The sequence below is a fragment of the Rhizobium sp. WSM1328 genome (assembly GCF_057653715.1).
Genome location: NZ_JBYGKO010000004.1, coordinates 317,540 through 334,856, shown reverse-complemented (window position 1 = coordinate 334,856; position 17,317 = coordinate 317,540). Strand labels below are relative to the sequence as shown.

At 59.3% G+C, this 17,317-nt stretch carries 10 protein-coding genes and 3 pseudogenes; 5 read left to right on the top strand and 8 right to left on the bottom strand.

Features of this window, described 5'->3' with window-relative positions:
* Nucleotides 1-55: 55 nt before the first annotated feature.
* Entirely contained in the window at nt 56-769 is a 714-nt protein-coding gene (locus tag AC2444_RS32785) for an SDR family NAD(P)-dependent oxidoreductase (RefSeq protein ID WP_012763344.1), read from the bottom strand.
* 174 nt (nt 770-943) lie between these two features.
* Nucleotides 944-1,486, bottom strand: a complete 543-nt coding sequence (locus AC2444_RS32780) for a VOC family protein (RefSeq protein ID WP_017996534.1) — start codon at nt 1,484-1,486, stop codon at nt 944-946.
* 770 nt (nt 1,487-2,256) lie between these two features.
* Here AC2444_RS32780 and AC2444_RS32775 point away from each other — a divergent pair.
* A pseudogene (locus AC2444_RS32775) lies at nt 2,257-3,102 on the top strand (molybdopterin-dependent oxidoreductase); the annotation flags it as partial.
* A 137-nt stretch (nt 3,103-3,239) separates the two neighbouring features.
* Here the strand turns inward: AC2444_RS32775 and istB are convergent.
* Nucleotides 3,240-3,974 carry an IS21-like element helper ATPase IstB gene (gene istB, locus AC2444_RS32770; protein WP_487762925.1) on the bottom strand — a complete coding sequence of 245 codons (735 nt, stop codon included), beginning with the start codon at nt 3,972-3,974 and terminating at the stop codon, nt 3,240-3,242.
* Nucleotides 3,907-5,473 (bottom strand): annotated as a pseudogene (gene istA, locus AC2444_RS32765) (IS21 family transposase). Before istA ends, istB begins: the two are co-directional and overlap by 68 nt.
* Before the next feature lie 114 nt (nt 5,474-5,587).
* On the opposite strand from istA, the pseudogene AC2444_RS32760 reads away from it, so the two are divergent.
* A pseudogene (locus AC2444_RS32760) lies at nt 5,588-7,042 on the top strand (molybdopterin dinucleotide binding domain-containing protein); the annotation flags it as partial.
* A gap of 710 nt (nt 7,043-7,752) precedes the next feature.
* Here AC2444_RS32760 and AC2444_RS32755 read toward each other — a convergent pair.
* Nucleotides 7,753-10,593 carry an ATP-binding protein gene (locus tag AC2444_RS32755; RefSeq protein WP_017996537.1) on the bottom strand — a complete coding sequence of 947 codons (2,841 nt, stop codon included), beginning with the start codon at nt 10,591-10,593 and terminating at the stop codon, nt 7,753-7,755.
* Nucleotides 10,594-10,842: 249 nt separating this feature from the next.
* On the opposite strand from AC2444_RS32755, the gene AC2444_RS32750 reads away from it, so the two are divergent.
* The 3 genes from AC2444_RS32750 to AC2444_RS32740 all read left to right on the top strand — a co-directional run bounded on the left by AC2444_RS32750 (nt 10,843) and on the right by AC2444_RS32740 (nt 13,899).
* Nucleotides 10,843-11,511, top strand: a complete 669-nt coding sequence (locus tag AC2444_RS32750; RefSeq protein WP_017996539.1) for a response regulator transcription factor — start codon at nt 10,843-10,845, stop codon at nt 11,509-11,511.
* 148 nt (nt 11,512-11,659) lie between these two features.
* On the top strand, nt 11,660-12,697 hold the full coding sequence (locus AC2444_RS32745) for an alpha/beta fold hydrolase (RefSeq protein WP_128449766.1): 1,038 nt from the start codon (nt 11,660-11,662) through the stop codon (nt 12,695-12,697).
* 164 nt (nt 12,698-12,861) lie between these two features.
* The gene (locus tag AC2444_RS32740; RefSeq protein ID WP_128438603.1) at nt 12,862-13,899 is read left to right on the top strand and encodes an LLM class flavin-dependent oxidoreductase; all 1,038 of its coding nucleotides are present in this window, start codon (nt 12,862-12,864) and stop codon (nt 13,897-13,899) included.
* A 48-nt stretch (nt 13,900-13,947) separates the two neighbouring features.
* On the opposite strand, the gene AC2444_RS32735 is transcribed toward AC2444_RS32740, so the two are convergent.
* The 3 genes from AC2444_RS32735 to AC2444_RS32725 form a co-directional block, all read right to left on the bottom strand.
* Entirely contained in the window at nt 13,948-14,409 is a 462-nt protein-coding gene (locus tag AC2444_RS32735) for a YybH family protein (RefSeq protein WP_012763353.1), read from the bottom strand.
* A gap of 204 nt (nt 14,410-14,613) precedes the next feature.
* On the bottom strand, nt 14,614-15,840 hold the full coding sequence (locus tag AC2444_RS32730) for a YbfB/YjiJ family MFS transporter (protein ID WP_128449767.1): 1,227 nt from the start codon (nt 15,838-15,840) through the stop codon (nt 14,614-14,616).
* Between the two features lie 146 nt (nt 15,841-15,986).
* Nucleotides 15,987-17,072, bottom strand: coding sequence for an NAD(P)H-dependent flavin oxidoreductase (locus AC2444_RS32725; protein WP_128449768.1), 1,086 nt, complete (start codon nt 17,070-17,072; stop codon nt 15,987-15,989).
* Between the last annotated feature and the right edge of the window lie 245 nt (nt 17,073-17,317).

Genomic DNA, 17,317 nt, shown 5'->3' with positions numbered 1-17,317 from the left:
TCGCATGCAGAACGCGCGGCGTATCCACGCCACGCGCCCGCGTGATATTCGAGACCTACCAGCGGCCGGCGTTCTGGCCACCGTCGACATGGAGGATCTCTCCAGTGACGAAGCTTGCGTCTTCGAGGTAGATCACAGCGTCGACAATGTCGCTGATCTCGCCCATGTGGCCGACGGGATGCAGCGCGGAGAGGAATTCGTGGGTCTCTGGAGCATGCATCGGGGTCTTGATGATGCCAGGAGACACGGCATTCACCCGGACGCCCGTCTTGGCGAACTCGATCGCCAGTTCCTTCGTGACGGCGTTAAGACCGCCCTTCGTGAGCGAAGCAAGGGCCGTGGGGACGCTCGACACCGGCTGGTTTACGAGGCTGGTCGTGATGCTGACAATGTGGCCGGAGCCCTGCTTGAGCATCTCCCTCGCAGCCCGTTGCGTAATGTGGAAGAAGCCCGAAACGTTCACGCCGAAGTTCAGATCATAATCTTCCTGAGTGAAGTCGACGAACGGCTTGGCAGTGAAGACGCCGGCATTGTTCACCAACGTGTCGATCCGACCGAAACGGTCAATCGCCTCGCGGATGACGCGCTCTGCGGTCTCGGAGTTGGAAATGTCGCCCGCCACGGCATGCACGCCATCGTCGGACCCTTGTTTGATTGAACGCGAGGTAGCGACGACGTGGTAGTTCCGCGCGCGGTAGGCGCGGACCAGACCTTCACCAATGCCCTGCGATGCACCGGTGATGACGGCGACCTTCTGCTGATTGCTCATGATATACATCCTTTCAATTGCATCGGTCCTTGTCGGGCCGCCCGTCGCCCTCGGCGTCGGTGCTATTGATTTAGATGCTATCGACCATCGGGAGAATTGCCAGGCAGCGGCAGTCACTGAACCGTTTTTCGGCATAATTGTTAGCGCGCTCGTCGGCGGCCGTGGACCAGCTCGCTATCCCCACACCGCCTTAGTTAGCTCCTTCGTAAATGCGGTATCTCCCTTGCGTCCCGGCAGGCGGGTCGTGATCTCCTGAACAGTCCACTCGTTTCCATCCGGGTCATGAAAAATGAAATACGATGCGTAGCTTTTCCGCTCCGGATTTAGTCCAGCCGTGATGCCCACGCCGTTGGAATGATGAAAAATTCCGCCGACGTCATGAAATGGCTCGCTCGTTTCGACGCCTCGAGATAGGAGATCGCTACGTGCTGCCGGCAGATCCGAAACGACCAGGTGCAATCCCCGCGATGAACCAGAGGGGGCCGTAATTATATTCTGCCCGAACATCACGGAGCATCCAGATCCAGGCGGAGTGAACTGCACGATGCGGTAGTCGTCGCCTTGAAAATCAATATCGAAACGCCATCCGAGAGCTGCATAAAAAAGTTTGCTTCGGTCGACGTCGGAGACGGCGATCACCGCAAGCTCGAGTGTCATCGCAACTCCCGAGAGGGACTGCGGGGCTTCCTTGCTGGATGGTCTCAGTTCGCTATCCATATCAGTGCTCCTTTGAGATGGTCGCCGACGGATCCTAAAGGTGGCGACACGCGTCCCAAGCTTATGAACTCGCACCACGCCTGCCATTGCACTTAGGTATCGACGGCTTGGAAGCGGCCAGGACGCCGTAGGTTGGATGTACGACACCATCGTACCGTAGCCGCGTCGAGCCGAGGGATTTATCATAAGCCTCCCTGCGTAGCGCCAAAGGGCTGCGACGAAACCCAACGCGGCACCGCAAGAACAGGCGAGACAAATGTCAAACACGAAAATAATAGCCGAACCGTCCGAGCCTCCACTCAGCACCGCAGGAGAACTGCACGAACGAGGCAGACACCTCGGCCTCGCGATCGAGGCTCTTCGCACCAAGGTCAGAAACAGGGAAGCCACAGGCTGGTTTGCTTACCAGCACGAAATGGCACGTGACCCAGAGCAACGTCCCTCGTAAAGCTGTCCGAGCATTCACGACCGTCGCTTGAGGCAGCGAACGTCCAATACCAAAGTGCACTTATGCGGGCTGCGTGAACGAGTTAGCTTTACTCATCGCCCCACCCCTCCAGGGCGAGAAGCTCTCAGGAGCACAGCGCTCCAGCACTCCTCCCCTCTGTTGGAGCGCGCGGATCCTCCAAGGCTCCGCCAAGGCCGTCTCCACCCGCCCGGAGACGGCCTTTGTTTGAAGTCGAACTTCCCAAGCAGGCGTCGCGTGCGCTCACGCGGATCTGGCGACCAATATCTATCAGACAAATGCCACCAGCGATGAAGGAACTGTCATGAAGAACAAACGTCCGGATGGAATCGAACGTTACGACCACCCGGCTGGCGGCTGGGACGCGCTTAAGGCCGTCGTGAAGACGCTGGCCCACCAGCAGATCGTCGCGCAAGGCAGCAAAACTCTACTCAAGGCCAACCAGCCGGAGGGATTCGACTGCCCAGGCTGCGCATGGCCCGACCCCAAGCACACGTCGTCATTCGAATTCTGCGAAAACGGCGCCAAGGCGATTACGTGGGAATCCACCGCGAAGCGAACCGACGCCGAGTTCTTCAGGCAGCATAGCCGGTCCGAGCTTTGGACGTGGACGGATCATGAGCTCGAAGACGCCGGCCGCCTGACTCTGCCGTTGTGGTACGACCAAGGCACCGATCACTTCGAACAGATCGCGTGGGATGCGGCATTTGCGCTGATCGCAGCCGAGTTGAACAAGCTCGACGATCCGGACCAGGCCGAGTTCTACACCTCCGGCCGTGCCTCGAACGAAGCAGCGTTCCTCTATCAGCTATTCGTCCGCGCCTATGGCACCAACAATTTTCCCGACTGTTCAAACATGTGTCACGAAGCCACCAGCGTGGGGCTTCCGAAATCCATCGGCGTCGGCAAGGGAACCGTCACGCTCGAAGACTTCGATCATGCGGACGCGATCTTCAGCTTTGGGCACAATCCGGGCACGAACCATCCGCGCATGATGACGACATTGCATGAGGCGGCGCGCCGAGGCGTTCCAATCATCGTCTTCAACCCCTTGAAGGAGCGCGCGCTTGAGCGGTTCGCCGCGCCTCAAGATCCGGTAGAGATGGTCACCATGTCCTCAACGCCGATCGCTTCGGCCTACCACCAAGTGTCAATCAGCACCGAACATTGACCCCTTTTGCTTATCCAATTTTGACCCCCCTATGCTGTAGATTAGCGCTTGGCCTGCCCGGCGCTGGCCGGGGTTGCAGAGGGTAGGCCAAGTGCGGGTGATGGGGCTCTTCGGCTTTAGCTTTGAGAGCGGTTCTTGAAGCGCCAGGATTTGTTTCCGGTCTCGACGATCTCACAATGGTGCGTCAGGCGGTCGAGAAGTGCCATCGTCATCTTGGCATCGCCGAATACCGTTGGCCATTCACCGAAGGCCAGGTTTGTGGTGACGATGATCGAGGTGCGCTCGTAGAGCCTGCTGATCAGGTGGAACAGGAGCTGACCTCCGGCCTGAGCGAAGGGTAGATAGCCGAGTTCATCGAGGATGATGAAGTCGAGACGGTTGAGGTAGTCCGCCGTCCGGCCCTGCTTTCCGCTGCGCGTCTCCGTTTCCAAACGATTGACGAGATCGACGACGTTGAAGAAGCGGCCACGCGTTCCGTTACGGATCAGGGCGCGGGCAATCGCAATGGCCAGGTGGCTCTTGCCTGTTCCCGTGCCGCCGACGAGAACGACGTTACGTTGGTCGGCGACGAAGGTGCCGGTAGCCAGCTCCCGCACCAGGGGTTCATTCACAGGCGTATCGGCGAAGTCGAAGTCATCGATGTCCTTGGCAAGCGGCAGCTTGGCGATGCTGAGCTGGTAGCGAATGGACCGGGCCTGCTTCTCGGCGATCTCCGACTGCAGGAGGTCACCGACGATACGCGGCGGCTCGTGCTGCCGTTTGATACCGTTGCCCATGACCTCGTCATAAGCGCTGCGCATTCCGTAGAGCTTCAGCGTGCTCATCAGTTCGAGAACCTGTGTGCGTTCCATCAGCTTGCCCTCCTGAGCCTGTCATAGCGTGCGCAGTCGGCGACCGGCTCATGGGTCAATCGAAGCGCGTCCGGGGTTTGAAGAGTGACGGTCGGAGCCGGGTCACGACTACGAGCCAGAATGTTGATGATCACCGAGGCAGAGCAGACGCCGTGGTCCAGCGCCTCCTGGCAGGCCGCATCGACGGCCGTCAGACCGTCGGTGGGAACGCATGCAAGAATGGTGACCATTTGCCGATCACCGTCATGGACGCTCTTCAGGCGCTTGCGAACCTTCTCCATCGCCGCTGGCAACACCCAGTCCCTGAACGGTGCGCCGTTGCGCAAAGCGCCGGGTTTGCGACCCAGAACAGGTACATAGTGCCACGGATTGTAGGCTGTCTCGCCCCGGCCAAAGCAACGCTGATGTTCTCCGACATTCACCCCGTCCTGTCGGATGACAATCCGGTCGGCATAGGCATGAACCTCGACAGGGCGGCCGACGGCAGTCGAGAGAACAGAGTATTTATTGTTGTCGAAACGGACCGTGCAGGTCTTCGACACCGAGGCCGGGACGCTGTGGAAACCATCGAACGGCCCGACGTAATGCACGAGGCTGCCACGTTCCTCCTCGAACACCTGCCAGATCATTCGCTCGGTCTGTTCGGGATGACGGTGTGCCTTGGCGTAGGCGATGCACTTATCGAGCAGCCAGACATTCAGCTCATCCAGGCTTTTGACCCGAAGACGCGGTGTGAAGAAGCGCTCTCGAACCAGCCCGACCTGGTTCTCGACCTGTCCTTTCTCCCATCCGGATGCAGGCGTGCAGGCAACAGGTTGAACGAGATAGTGGCTGCACATCTGCAGGAAACGGCGGTTATATTGCCGTTCCTTGCCGATGAAGACGGCCTCTACCGCCGTCTTCATGTTGTCGTAGATTCCGCGTGTGCAAGTACCCCGGAAAAAGTCGAAGGCCTTGTCGTGGGCATCGAACACCATCTCCTGGCTCTCGCGCATATAGGCTCTCGCGAACATCATCCGACTGTGGCAGAGCCGGACATGCGCGACCTTCACGGTCGTCGTCACCCCGTTGATCAGAATGATCTCGTGGCTCCAGTCGAACTGATATGCTTCACCGGGTGCGTAATAGAGCGGAACATAGGCCTCGGCCGTTACCGTCCCTCGCTTCTTTGCCCAGGCCTTGGCATAGCGGCGAACGGTATCGTAACTGCCATCGTAGCCGAGTGCCCGGACCTCCTCGTAAATCCGGATCAGCGTCAGCCGTTCGCGTGAAGGCTTACCTTCGTTGGCAATGAGGAACCGTTCAACATCACCCTTCCAGGCTCCGATCCTGGGCAACGGTTGATGTTTTCGTTTGTAGGCAAACTCAGTCGCATCAGAACGCAGGATTTTGCGAACCGTATTACGCGAAACATTCAGCTCTCTGGTGATCTTCTTCACCGACCAGCCCTGAACATGGAAGGCTCGTCGGACACGGGCAATCGTATCCACTCTCTTCAACTCCCCACCCCATCCGCTGGCAAAAGCCGGATGGTCGGATGAAATCCAAGGGGGGTCAAAATTGGATAAGTATTACCCCGCCAGAGGGGTCAACATTCCATGCTTAAACACAACCACCAAGTCCGTGTCGGCGGGGATTTGGCCGTTTTGAAAGGTATGATGAAGGCGGTGCTCGAACGCGACGCGGCAAGTCTCGCTGCAGGCGGCATTGGCATACTTGATCGGCCCTTCATCAAAGAACATACCTCTGGCTTCGACATCCTACGTGCCGATATCGATGCGACTAGTTGGCAAGAGATAGTCGCGATCAGTGGCCTAACCCGGCAGGCCATCGAGAGCGCTGCCGACGTCTACGCGAACGCGAGGAACGTAATTGTCTGTTATGGCATGGGCATCACACAGCACGCCAAGGGCACGTACAACGTCCAGCACATCGCGAACCTCCTGATGCTGCGAGGAAACATTGGTCGAGAGGGTGCGGGAATCGCGCCCATCCGAGGCCACTCCAATGTTCAAGGAGATCGGACGGTAGGAATAACCGAAATTCCCAACAAGGCGCTACTCGATGGCATGGAACGCGCCTTTGGTTTTCGCCCTCCGAGCGACAAAGGTCACAACGCGATCGAGGCCGTTGAGGCCGCCATCGATGGCCGAGCGAAGGCCATGATCTGTCTTGGCGGCAACCTCGCGGTCGCGATGTCCGATTCCGGGGCCACATTTTCGGGAATGCGGAACCTCGATCTGGCCGTCCATATCGCAACGAAGCTCAACCGTTCCCATCTGCTGACCGCGAAGACCACTCTCGTTCTGCCGTGTCTAGGACGGACGGACCTCGATATCCAGGCATCCGGCCGCCAGGCGGTCACTGTCGAGGATTCGATGTCCATGGTTCACGCTTCGCGAGGGTTTCTTCACCCACCTGGCGAACTTGTCCGATCCGAGCCGGCAATCATCGGAGGGATTGCAAGAGCTACGCTTGGTGACCGATATGGCATAGACTGGGAGGGCATGGTAGCGGACTACGACCACATCCGCGACAAGATCGAGGAGGTGTTTCCCGACTTCTACGAATTCAATACTCGCGTGCGCAAACCGGGCGGCTTTAGACTTGACGTCGCTGCTTCATTTCGCCGGTGGAACACGCCTGAGCGAAAGGCGAAGTTCCTCCCGTCTCCCGGTCTCTCCGAGGATACGCCCGCCGAGAGCGAAGGCGCCTTGATGCTGACGACTATTCGAAGTCACGATCAATATAACACCACCATCTACGGATTGGACGATCGTTATCGCGGCGTATTCGGTCGGCGCGACGTGGTTTTTATGAATGCGGAAGATCTCGCGGGTCGAGGCCTTAAGGACGGCGATCGCATCGAGGTCCGAGGGCTCATTGGCGAGGTTGATGAAAACCATCTCGTTAGCGGTTTCACGGCGGTAGCCTACGACATTCCGAAGGGTTCCATCGCGGGCTACTATCCAGAGATGAACGTCGTCATCTCGCTCCGACACTTCGATCGCCAGTCCGGTACGCCGTCCTACAAGGGAGTGCCAGTCAGGGTGAAACTCGCAGATTGACAAACACCGAGACGGCTAGAGGCGTCAGTTTGTCATGTAGGTCTGCCTCAAGACCCGCGAACCACGCTGATCGCGAGTAGGTGCCTGAGCCTCTCTTGCTCGGTCACTCCGTTCTGGTACCACCAAAGAAGGCCCCTCGCCGCATCCTCGGCTTCGGCGCTTTGTCTATCGTACTGTCGGTTCTCGCAATGCTCCTTGAGCAGACCACGCATCATGGACACGTGCTCCGAGCTTAGCACTGCCCCGCACATGCTGTAATGCAGCTTCATCATATCGGCGCCCTTGATACTATAGGTTATACAGGATTCGACGGATTGCAGCCGGCCCACACTGGTGAGCACGTAGAGAGCGATTTTGCCCCGCCTAAACGGGATTCACCGGACTGGGCAGGTACCCAGACGCGGATCGGAGCCGCTGGCCGCTGTATCGACACCAGGGCGCCAACCAGAGCTGCCATTGCGAATAAGATTGCGACGCCTGGGAAGATACTGCCCGACGGCTTGCGGTACCTGTGAGACATAGTGTTCTCCTGACACCCGCCGACAAACGGCCTGGCTAGGAGCCCACTATGGCAACCAGCAGAGAGGGAAGCTGTTGCACATAGGTATTGCCAATACTTTCGTATTCCTAGGCTTCGTCAGCGAGCGGGCAACAACGTGGCCGTGCAGTTTCGAAGCCGCGTCGAAGCATCAGTCAAAGATCTACGAAGCTCATTGCTTCGCGCCGAGCAACCTCTTCGCCTGCAAAAGTCGAGGGGTAGACAGTCCTTCGCGGAACCGCTCGTAGACGGGACGAAGGATTTCTTGTGCCGCTCGAAGATCACCGCGGCTGGCCAGATATTCCGCGTAGCTCATGCCCGCTGTAAGTTCCCAATACAAACCGCCTTGAGCGGATGCTCTTAGGCCAGCCTCCCGAAAGAGGTCTACGGCTAAGCTCTCGTTCGCACCTTGTGCTGCGATGATCTCGCCTTTCTTTCGTAGAAGTTCGGGCATTATCCAGCGGTAGCTTTTTTCCACTGAAAATTTCTGTGCTCTGTCGATCTCCAAGAGCGCCTCGTCCAGACGTCCGGCCGCCTGCAACGCGGCTGCGAGTTCACACATGAAAAACGGATAGAACAGTAGATACGAGGATTCTTGCATGTCTCGAATGCCGGCTTGAAGAGCGTCGATCCCCTCCGCGGGCGAGCCTGAACGCGACGCCAGGCTGCCTCGGACGCATATGCCAACTGCGTAGAACGGTTTTAGACCATGCTGTAGTGCATGTGCAGTGAGTTCTTCGCCCCAGTGTCGTGCTCGCGCTTCGTTGTCCAGACTGAGTGACACGAAGGCGGACGCCCAGGCCAACGCGACGCAAAATACGAATGGTTGCTTGGTTGCACGGGCTTCATCGACTGAGTCTTCGGATGCTTGAGAAGCCACCTCCAATCGGCCCAACGAGATCAAGTTGACGGTGTCATGAGCCATTGAGGACGTCCGAATGTCCGCCCCGAGCCTGAGCATATCCGTACGACGATTGTTGGGCGGCGAATTCCTCGCCGCCCAATCAAGTCGGTCATGAGCTTCCACGTGGTGAGCCTGATAGGTCTGCGGGATGCCCGACAGCCAAGCTGCCGTGGCGCGTGACCTCGCATCGCCTCCGCCAGCGCCTTTCCCGTATTCTTGCGCGTAAACAAGCGCATCATCCAACTCCACCGATCGAGCGCTAAAAAGCCAGAGGGCGCAAGTAACGCGTTGCCGGTAGTCCTGGTCATCCAACGTTTCAGCGAGTGTTAGGGCGCGTGCGAGCACCGCTCTACCTTGCTCGCTCATACCCTGCGTATAAATCATCGCGAAGCCCAGGGCGCACTGTAGGACCAGTTCCGTACGTCCCCCCTCCTCTCCTTCGAGGCAGGAGAGCGCCTTTTTAGCCCATTCGCCTGACTCGGACACGAGCGAGGTCGCGGTCCAGAAATCGGAGGCAATTGCGGCGAGGCCTGCTCCGAGCTTTCCATCGCCCTCTGGAGAAAGCGCCCAAGTCAAAGCGGCTCGGAGATTATCGATCTCTCGGCGATACGGCCCCAGACCATCGATTGCCGACTGCAGCGAGTCTTCACTCGAAAATGGCTGAAATAACGAATGGAAGAAGGCCGTGGTCCGCCTCATCGTCATTCGATAGTCGGTGCCCCCTCCAAGCTTTTCCAGCGAATAGACCCGCACCGTCTCCAGAAGACGCCACCGCGGGGCTGCCTCCGTTCCGTCGAAGGTCACCAACGATTTCGTGACGAGGTTCGAGAGCCCGAGTGCGGTCTCTTCCTCGTCCTCCCCGCTGGCGGCCATCGCGGCCTCCAAGGTAAACCCTGCGGGATATACGGAGAGACTGTGCAGAAGGCGACGCTCTCCTTCGGGCAATAGTTCATAGCTCCAATCGAGCGCGGCCCGAAGCGTGCGGTGTCGAGGCAAGGCAGTACGGCGTCCGCCGGTCAGAAGAACGAAACGGTCATCCAATCGGCCGGCGATCTGTTGAAGCCCCAACGTGGCAGCACGGGCGGCGGCGAACTCTATGGCCAGGGGAATTCCATCCAGATGCCGGCAAATACCCGCGATAATCGAGACCCTGTCCCTGCTCGTCGTAAAGTCGGACTGCAACGCCCTCGTTCGGGCGACAAACAACTGAACCGCACTGTGCGTTAACGGATCACCAACCTTTTCGTTCGCGGGCACATCAAGCGGGGGAACACGATATGTAAACTCCCCCTCGATCCTGAGAAGTTCCCGACTCGTTGCGAGAACCGAAACGTTCGGGCAGGCGCGCAGCATCGCCTCGACCATCTCGGCAGCTGCATCGACAACATGTTCGCAATTGTCGATTAGAAGCAACATTTTCCGGTTACCAATTGCCCGCGCAACGAGCTCGGCAGAGACGTCGTCGCCTTGAAGGCGCAGATCGAGAGCCTGTGCAAGTGTAGTGGGAACAAGATTTGGATCCGAGAGGGAAACCAGCTCCACAAAAAATGCATCCCCATCGATCGTCGGCTGCAGGCGGCGGGCGACTTCGGACGCGAGCACGGTTTTCCCTATCCCACCGGGTCCCGTCAGGGTTACAATTCGATAGGCCGACATGAGCGTCACGATATGAGAAATTGCAGCCTGACGGCCGATCAGCTCGGACGCTGCCGAGGGGATGTTAGTAACAAAATCCTCTCGTTCGCTCGACCGCACGAGCGTGGCGGACGTCGGATCGGCAAACCGCTTTTCGGGTTCCGTCCACTCGCCGAGTAGTCGATATCCGCGACCGGACACGGTACGCAGCAAGTCTCGGTCCTTTCCAAGCGCGCGCCTTATTGCAGAGATATGAACCTGGAGGGTGTTGTCCTCGACGACCATTCCAGGCCAGACGCGCTTCATCAGCTCGTCTTTCGTAACGATCCTACCCGAAGAAACTGCAAGTGTTTCGAGGATTTCGAACGCGCGACTGCCGAGCGGTACCGGAGCGCCCATCGCACGCAGCTCTCGCTTTTCGAGATCAAGCTCCCATCCGGAGTGCTCGAAGAGGCCTATCTCAATCTGTCCCAAAGCGACCCGAATCTATCTGGTTCAACCGCATCGATAAAATCACAGAGGGGCAGATTGCGCCAAGGGCACTTCAACAACTGGTAAGGGAATACTTCAGCTTTTTTCAGGATCTCTCACACCACTTAAGTCGCGAACGCATGCGTGCCGGTTTAAAAATCGCGGAGCACCTTCATTACGAGCAGCGTGAAGCATTCATAACAATCTCCCAGCCGCAGCACGTCGCGTGCACGATCGATGAGGACGAATGGCATGTTCCCCACAAAAAAACCGACTGATCTCTCGACAATGGCGACAACACTCTACAGCGATGCTTTGGTCGCCGTATTGGATAACGGGACCGAATTCGATCCCAATTTGCATCTACATATTTCGGGCATGGGCCGGCGACTACAACGGTTCACCTCAGCGCACGACTTGCTCAGCGGTGCCCAATCTGGACGCTTCAACTGCATCCTTGTTGACGCAAGCATGGCCGATCTGCCGGTTTCAGATCTAGCGCGATTGATTTGTTCTTACGCCGTGCACTGCCCAATCATCGTCGTCACCCCTAGCGGCAGTCCGGCCACGTCTGTTGCCACAACCAGATTCCGGGTGACCTTCCTCCCCAAGCAGGATGATCCCGCCGTAATTGCGGAGGAGGTAAACGCATCTATTCGTGCGTTCAACGAGGCGAACCGTTTGGAAGCCTATTTTCTCACGCTGACACCGCGAGAACGGCAAGTCATGAAGTTCGTGGTGGAAGGCTTGCTGAACAAGCAGGTGGCCTTCAAGTTGAACATTAGCGAGATCACCGTCAAAGCTCATCGTGGCCGGCTAATGAGAAAGATGAACGCGAGAACACTTCCTGACCTTTTGTATATGGCCGCAAGGCTCGGCCCCGCGTCAGGCTCCGTCGCGAACGAACTTTCGGCGTTCTGAGGCGCCGCAGCGCCTCCATGTTTAAGCACGAGCCGTAGCTGACCCGACACCATTGGACAGTAGCGCGTTTCTGCCACCTGTCTGAAATGGACTCGCAAGGGCCTGTCGTGCGGCAGGCATTCAACAAGCGATCTTTGGAGACACAGCCATGAGCAACTCAAACAACGCGACCTGGACACGCCGCTCCTTTGGCGGAGTGGCACTCGGGCTGACGGCCGCAGGAATCCTCGCAGGGCGCGTCGAAGGTGCCGAGCAGATCAAAGGGCCGGTACGGCACAAGGGTATGGGCCTGGTTGCCGACAAGCGTATCGACGCCGGAGACCTGAATGTCGGATACGCCGAGCTCGGTCCTGAAGACGGCTCGCCCGTTATGCTGTTCCACGGCTGGCCCTACGACATCAACGCCTTCGCCGAGGTGGCGCCTTTGCTCGCGGAGCGTGGTCATCGTGTGATCGTGCCGCATCTGCGCGGATACGGCAGCACTAGATTCCTGTCCGATGACACTATGCGGAACGGCCAACAGTCGGCGCTTGCTGTCGACGCCCTCAAGCTGATGGACGCCTTGAAGATTGAAAAGGCGACGGTCGCCGGGTTCGACTGGGGTGCGCGGACCGCCGACATCGTCGCAGCGCTCTGGCCAGAACGATGCAGGGGTTTAGTATCCGTCAGCGGCTATCTCATAGGGAACCAAGCTGCTGGAAAGGCGCCCCTGCCCCCAGCCGCGGAGGTTCAGTGGTGGTATCAGTTCTACTTCGCCACGAACCGCGGTCGCGACGGCTATGAAAAATATACGAACGACTTCGCCAAGCTGATCTGGCGTCTCGCCTCGCCGCAGTGGAAGTTCGACGACACGACCTTCGATCGGAGTGCAGAAGCATTTACCAATCCCGATCACGTCTCGATCGTCGTTCATAACTACCGCTGGCGGCTGGGCCTGACGGAAGGTGAAAAACGGTTCGACGAATTCGAGACCAGGCTTGCGGCCGGTCCCGAGATCCATGTGCCGACGATCACGATGGAGGGCGACGCCAACGGAGCGCCTCATCCGGATCCCAACGCCTACGCCGCAAAGTTCAAGGCGAAATACGAACACCGTCTCGCGGCGGGCGGGATCGGCCACAATTTGCCGCAGGAGGCGCCCGAGGCGTTCGCCAAGGCGGTAAGAGATGTCGATTCCTGGGCGTGAGCAACCGGGGTCCCGACGCGCTCAATTATCGAAAAAATCGATGATCTCCATCCGAAAAACCACACTGGCGAGGCATCGCCTAGTCGTGAGATGGGAAGCGCTTCCGCCGGGAAGGCGTCAGAACGCCGTGGCTCCGGGTGCGAGCTCCTTGAAAGGATTCAACTTTGGAAATCGGTATCGATAGTTTTGCGATGCTCCTGCCCGACTCTGACACGGGTCGCCTGCAGTCGGCCGTCGATCGAATGGAGAGCGTACTTTCCGAGGTGGAGCTGGCGGACCAGGTCGGTCTGGACGTCTTCGGAATGGGCGAACACCACAGGGAAAACGCGCTTGATTCCGCGCCCGCCGTGATACTTGCCGCAGCGGCGGCGCGCACCAAGTCGATAAGGCTGACGAGCGCCGTCGCCGTCCTTAGCGCCTCCGATCCCGTCCGGCTTTTCCAGGAGTTCGCAACGCTGGACCTGATATCCCGCGGACGAGCGGAGATCGTGGTCGGTCGTGGCTCTTCCGTGGAGGCCTATCCCCTGTTTGGCTTCGACCTGAGGGACTACGATGCGCTGTTTGCGGAAAAGCTGGACCTACTGCTCAAGATCAGGGAGCAGCCCAACATCAAGTGGCAGGGCCGGTTTCGTCCTGCGATGAATGGCGAGGGTGTCTTCCCTCGTCCGCATCAGCCCAAATTGCCAATCTGGCTTGGCGCTGGCGGCACGCCCGAATCCTTCGTCCGCGCAGGGACTCTCGGCCTCCCGCTGATGGTGGCCATCATCGGAGGGAGCTTCGAGCGCTTTCTGCCCCTGGTCGAGCTCTATCGTCGAGCATGGCTCGTCGCCGGGCATCCCGCTGAAAACCAGCGGATAGGCGTCCACGCTCTTGGCTTTGTCGGAGAGACCGACGTGGCCGCAAAGAAAGCGTTTTTCCCCGGCTGGTTCCAAATGTTCACGGACGCCGGAAGAGAGCGCGGCTGGCCGCCGCCGACGCAGGCTCAGTTCGAGCATATGTGCGGGCCGGGTGGCGCGTTCCTCGTCGGCAGCCCCCAGACGGTGGCTGCCAAGATATCCCATGTTAACAGAACGTTGGGAGGAATTGCTCGCATCACCTTTCAGATGAGCACCGCCGCGCTCGACGCGGAAGCGATGCGTCGTTCGATCGAGCTGCTGGGAACCGACGTCGCGCCTTTGGTGCGTGGACAGCTTCGCGACTAGCGGGTGCGCGTCGCGCGGAGCGCCGACGTTTGCCGGCGCACCATCTCTTCAACCGAAGATCAGTTTCCGATAGGCAGCCAGCATCTGCGGATCTTCGACGGACCCATGATGGTGAAGCTGTCGCCAACCGCCGTCCTTGCGTACAAACCACCGGGTCGTCCGGAAGGCGACATCAAGCGTCTCTGTCGCCGTCTGACATACTCCGCGTTCGCGGCCGACGAACAGGTGCCACTCGTCGCCGCCCTGGCTCGTAAAGTCGTGGAAGGTCACCTGAACCTTCGTTTTTCCCTTGAAGAGCTTTGAATACCCGTCGGCGATCTGGTCCCAACCGCGGCGGATGCCGCCGATCGGATTGTCCATGCTGGGATCCGAGCCGCCGAGCCAGACCTGTTCCAGCCCTTTGAGATCGCCAGCGTTAAAGGCTCGATAGAATTGTATCAAAGCATCCAAGGCGGTTCCATCGTCCTGCGCCGTCTCGCCGCCGTTAACTTCTGTGAGATGCCGGTCCATTGATTTTCTCCGTACTTCCTCAAAGGTGGCTGACGCACTCTTGGAAAGCATGTAGCTCTCCTCGTACTGGCCAACTTGGTTTACCCGTCTCTACGTCAGGGCAGCATGCGCAATCGATACCAACCCTTCTATTGTACGATGGTGTCGAGCATAAATTTGGAGATACGCGACGATCGCATCGGAGAAGATAGAAGCGCGTGATTTTCAAGTGGGACGGACCGAGCGCCCTGCGGTCCTCGCATTCCGCTCGCTTGGAAACAGCAGGATCATCGCAACATAGATCGCGGCGCCGACTACGAGCGCGATGCTGGCGACGGCAAGCGCGAGATCGAACCAGGCGTCTACGTTCACCACATGCCTCATGATCACTCCTACGGCAGGCGGCCCCATGATCTGTCCGATCGCGAACACCGCCGTCAGCAGTCCCATGTAACGCGCGTGGTGGCTCGATCTGATCCGCCTAACTTCGTTCATGGCGAAGAAGCTGATCGCAGTGAACGGCAGGCCTACGAGAACGCTGCTGAGTGCAAGGCCGAAAGCGTCCTGCCAGATAACCGACAGCCCCACCCCGACCGCCTGCACGAGGTATGCGGCAATCAGATGGAGCCGCACGTCGGCGCTATGCGGAACGCGCGCCGCCAGCAGCGATCCGACGACTGCCGCGACCCCGAAAAGCGGCCAGAAGACGGTGAGCAAGGGTGAACCAGGAATGCTGTTCTTCGCGATCACCGGAAGATAGGTCGCCGTGACGATGTAGCCGAAGCCGGCCAGCCCGTATGCGATCGCAAATAGAGGCATTTCCGATTTCGGCACCTTGCCGGAGGCGCGCGTCGGCGCCCCCACCGAATAGGCGTCGGATGGCTTCGCGCTCTCGCCGAAGGTCTTCCAGATGATCCCGCTGATCGTGGCGGAGATCGCGGCGAATATCAGCCAGGCGGTGTGGCCGGACAGCCCGAGAATGGTCATCCCGCTGGCGGCCAGCCCGGACACGGCGATGCCTGCGCCGGGTCCCGTGAATATGGCGCTTCCTATCGAGCTGCCGGTTCCCGAAAGCTGGGCGAGACACCAACCGGAGGTGAAGACGAATCCGATCGCCGAAGCGACGCCCGCCAAGAACCGAAGAGCGACCCAGGCCTCGGCATAGGGCACTGACATCAGAGCCGTAAGCAGAACCGTGGCCACCAGTGTCAGGCGTATGACGAAGGTATGGTCCCACCTCTTGGGTACTGCCATCGCTGCCAATGCACCGACCAGGTAGCCGACGTAGTTGGCAGTCGCGAGTCCTCCGGCTCGCGAAAGATCAACGACGCCGTCGTGTAGCATCATCGGCAGAATTGGAGTGAATGCGAACCGACCGACGCCCATGGCGATGGCGAGGGACGCCGATCCCGCGAGCACGACCACATATGGGCTGGGGCTGTGTTTAGACATGACGCTGTCCTTTGTTCGATTGGAGATATGTCGCCACGAATTCGCGCGACGGCTGCTCCCCTTCAGGTAGATTGGTCGAGGTCTGCGTGAACCGTCAGTCTGCGGCAGGCTGTCTGCCGGGATCCGGAAGGATCTGCGGGATGCCGTCAGGTAGGACTGCGGCGTGCGATAACGTCCAACGCGGATTGGTAGAGCTCTCGCGTCAATTCCTCGGCACCAACTTTCAAAGCAAGACGGGAGGCCTGCCCCGACCAGAGGTTCGTAAAATCGTTCCTCGACTCCGCCTCGGCTTTTGCTCTGATGGGAACGAGAGCTCCTCCGGCAGTTGGAAATGCGGGCACGGCATCTGAGATTGGACCTAAATCGCGCATCAGACGGTTTACGATGCCTCTCGCTGGACGGCCGGTAAAAACGTTCGTTATCGCGGTGCTGTCGTCTCGGGCCGAAGCCAGCGCCTCTGCCTGAACTGCGGGAATCCTCGCCTCAGGGCAGAACAGGTAGGCTGTCCCGACCTGGACGGCGGAAGCTCCGAGCATCAGGGCGGCGGCGACACCTCTCCCGTCGGCGATCCCGCCGGCGGCGATGACCGGCACCCGCACCGCGTCGACCACCTGGGGCAGGAGCGCCATGATTCCAACCTGTGTCGTCATGTCCTGGCTCAAAAAATTCCCGCGATGTCCGCCGGCCTCGAAACCCATGGCGATGACCGCGTCGACGCCGTTTTTTTCGAGCCAGACGGCCTCGGCCACGGTCGTGGCGGATGATATGATCTTCGCGCCTGTCGCCTTCACACGCTGCACCAGTGACTTTTCGGGCAGCCCGAAATGAAAGCTCACGACCTCCGGTTTCAACTCCTCGACCACCTCGCAAAACGAAGAGTCGAATGGTGCACGGCCCGCCGCGGCGATCGGCGCGGCGGGGTCAAGTCCTGCGTCTACGAAGTAGCGCGCGAGCAGGGCTCTCCATCGCATCTGCGCTGCCACATCTTCGGCGGGGGAAACATGTGAGAAGAAGTTCACGTTCACAGGCGCGTGGGTAGCGCCGCGGATCTCATGGAGGGCCTGACGCAGCCCCTCGACGTTTAACTGAGCGCTTGGGAGAGATCCCAGACCGCCGGCCTTGGCCGCGGCGACGACCATTTCGACCGTCGTGGCTCCGGCCATCGGCGCCTGGATGATGGGAAGCTCGATTCCAAACAGGTCGAGAATTCGGCGATCCGGCCAGCGGGTCATGTGGACTCCTTGTCATGCGTGACGTTGCAACGCTGATACCTCCGGCCACTGACCCGCGTCTATTGGACCTTGGTGTCCTGAAGAGCGACCCAATCCGAAGGTATCGGGAACACCTTGGTACAATATCGGGGCCCGATTTTCGGCGCGATTGTCGTGGCAGAGCGGACGACGGCGCGACCGCCGGGAAGCTCCCGGCCGATGGCTGGATCAACGCATCACACGAGGAACAAAGCGACCGACCGCCA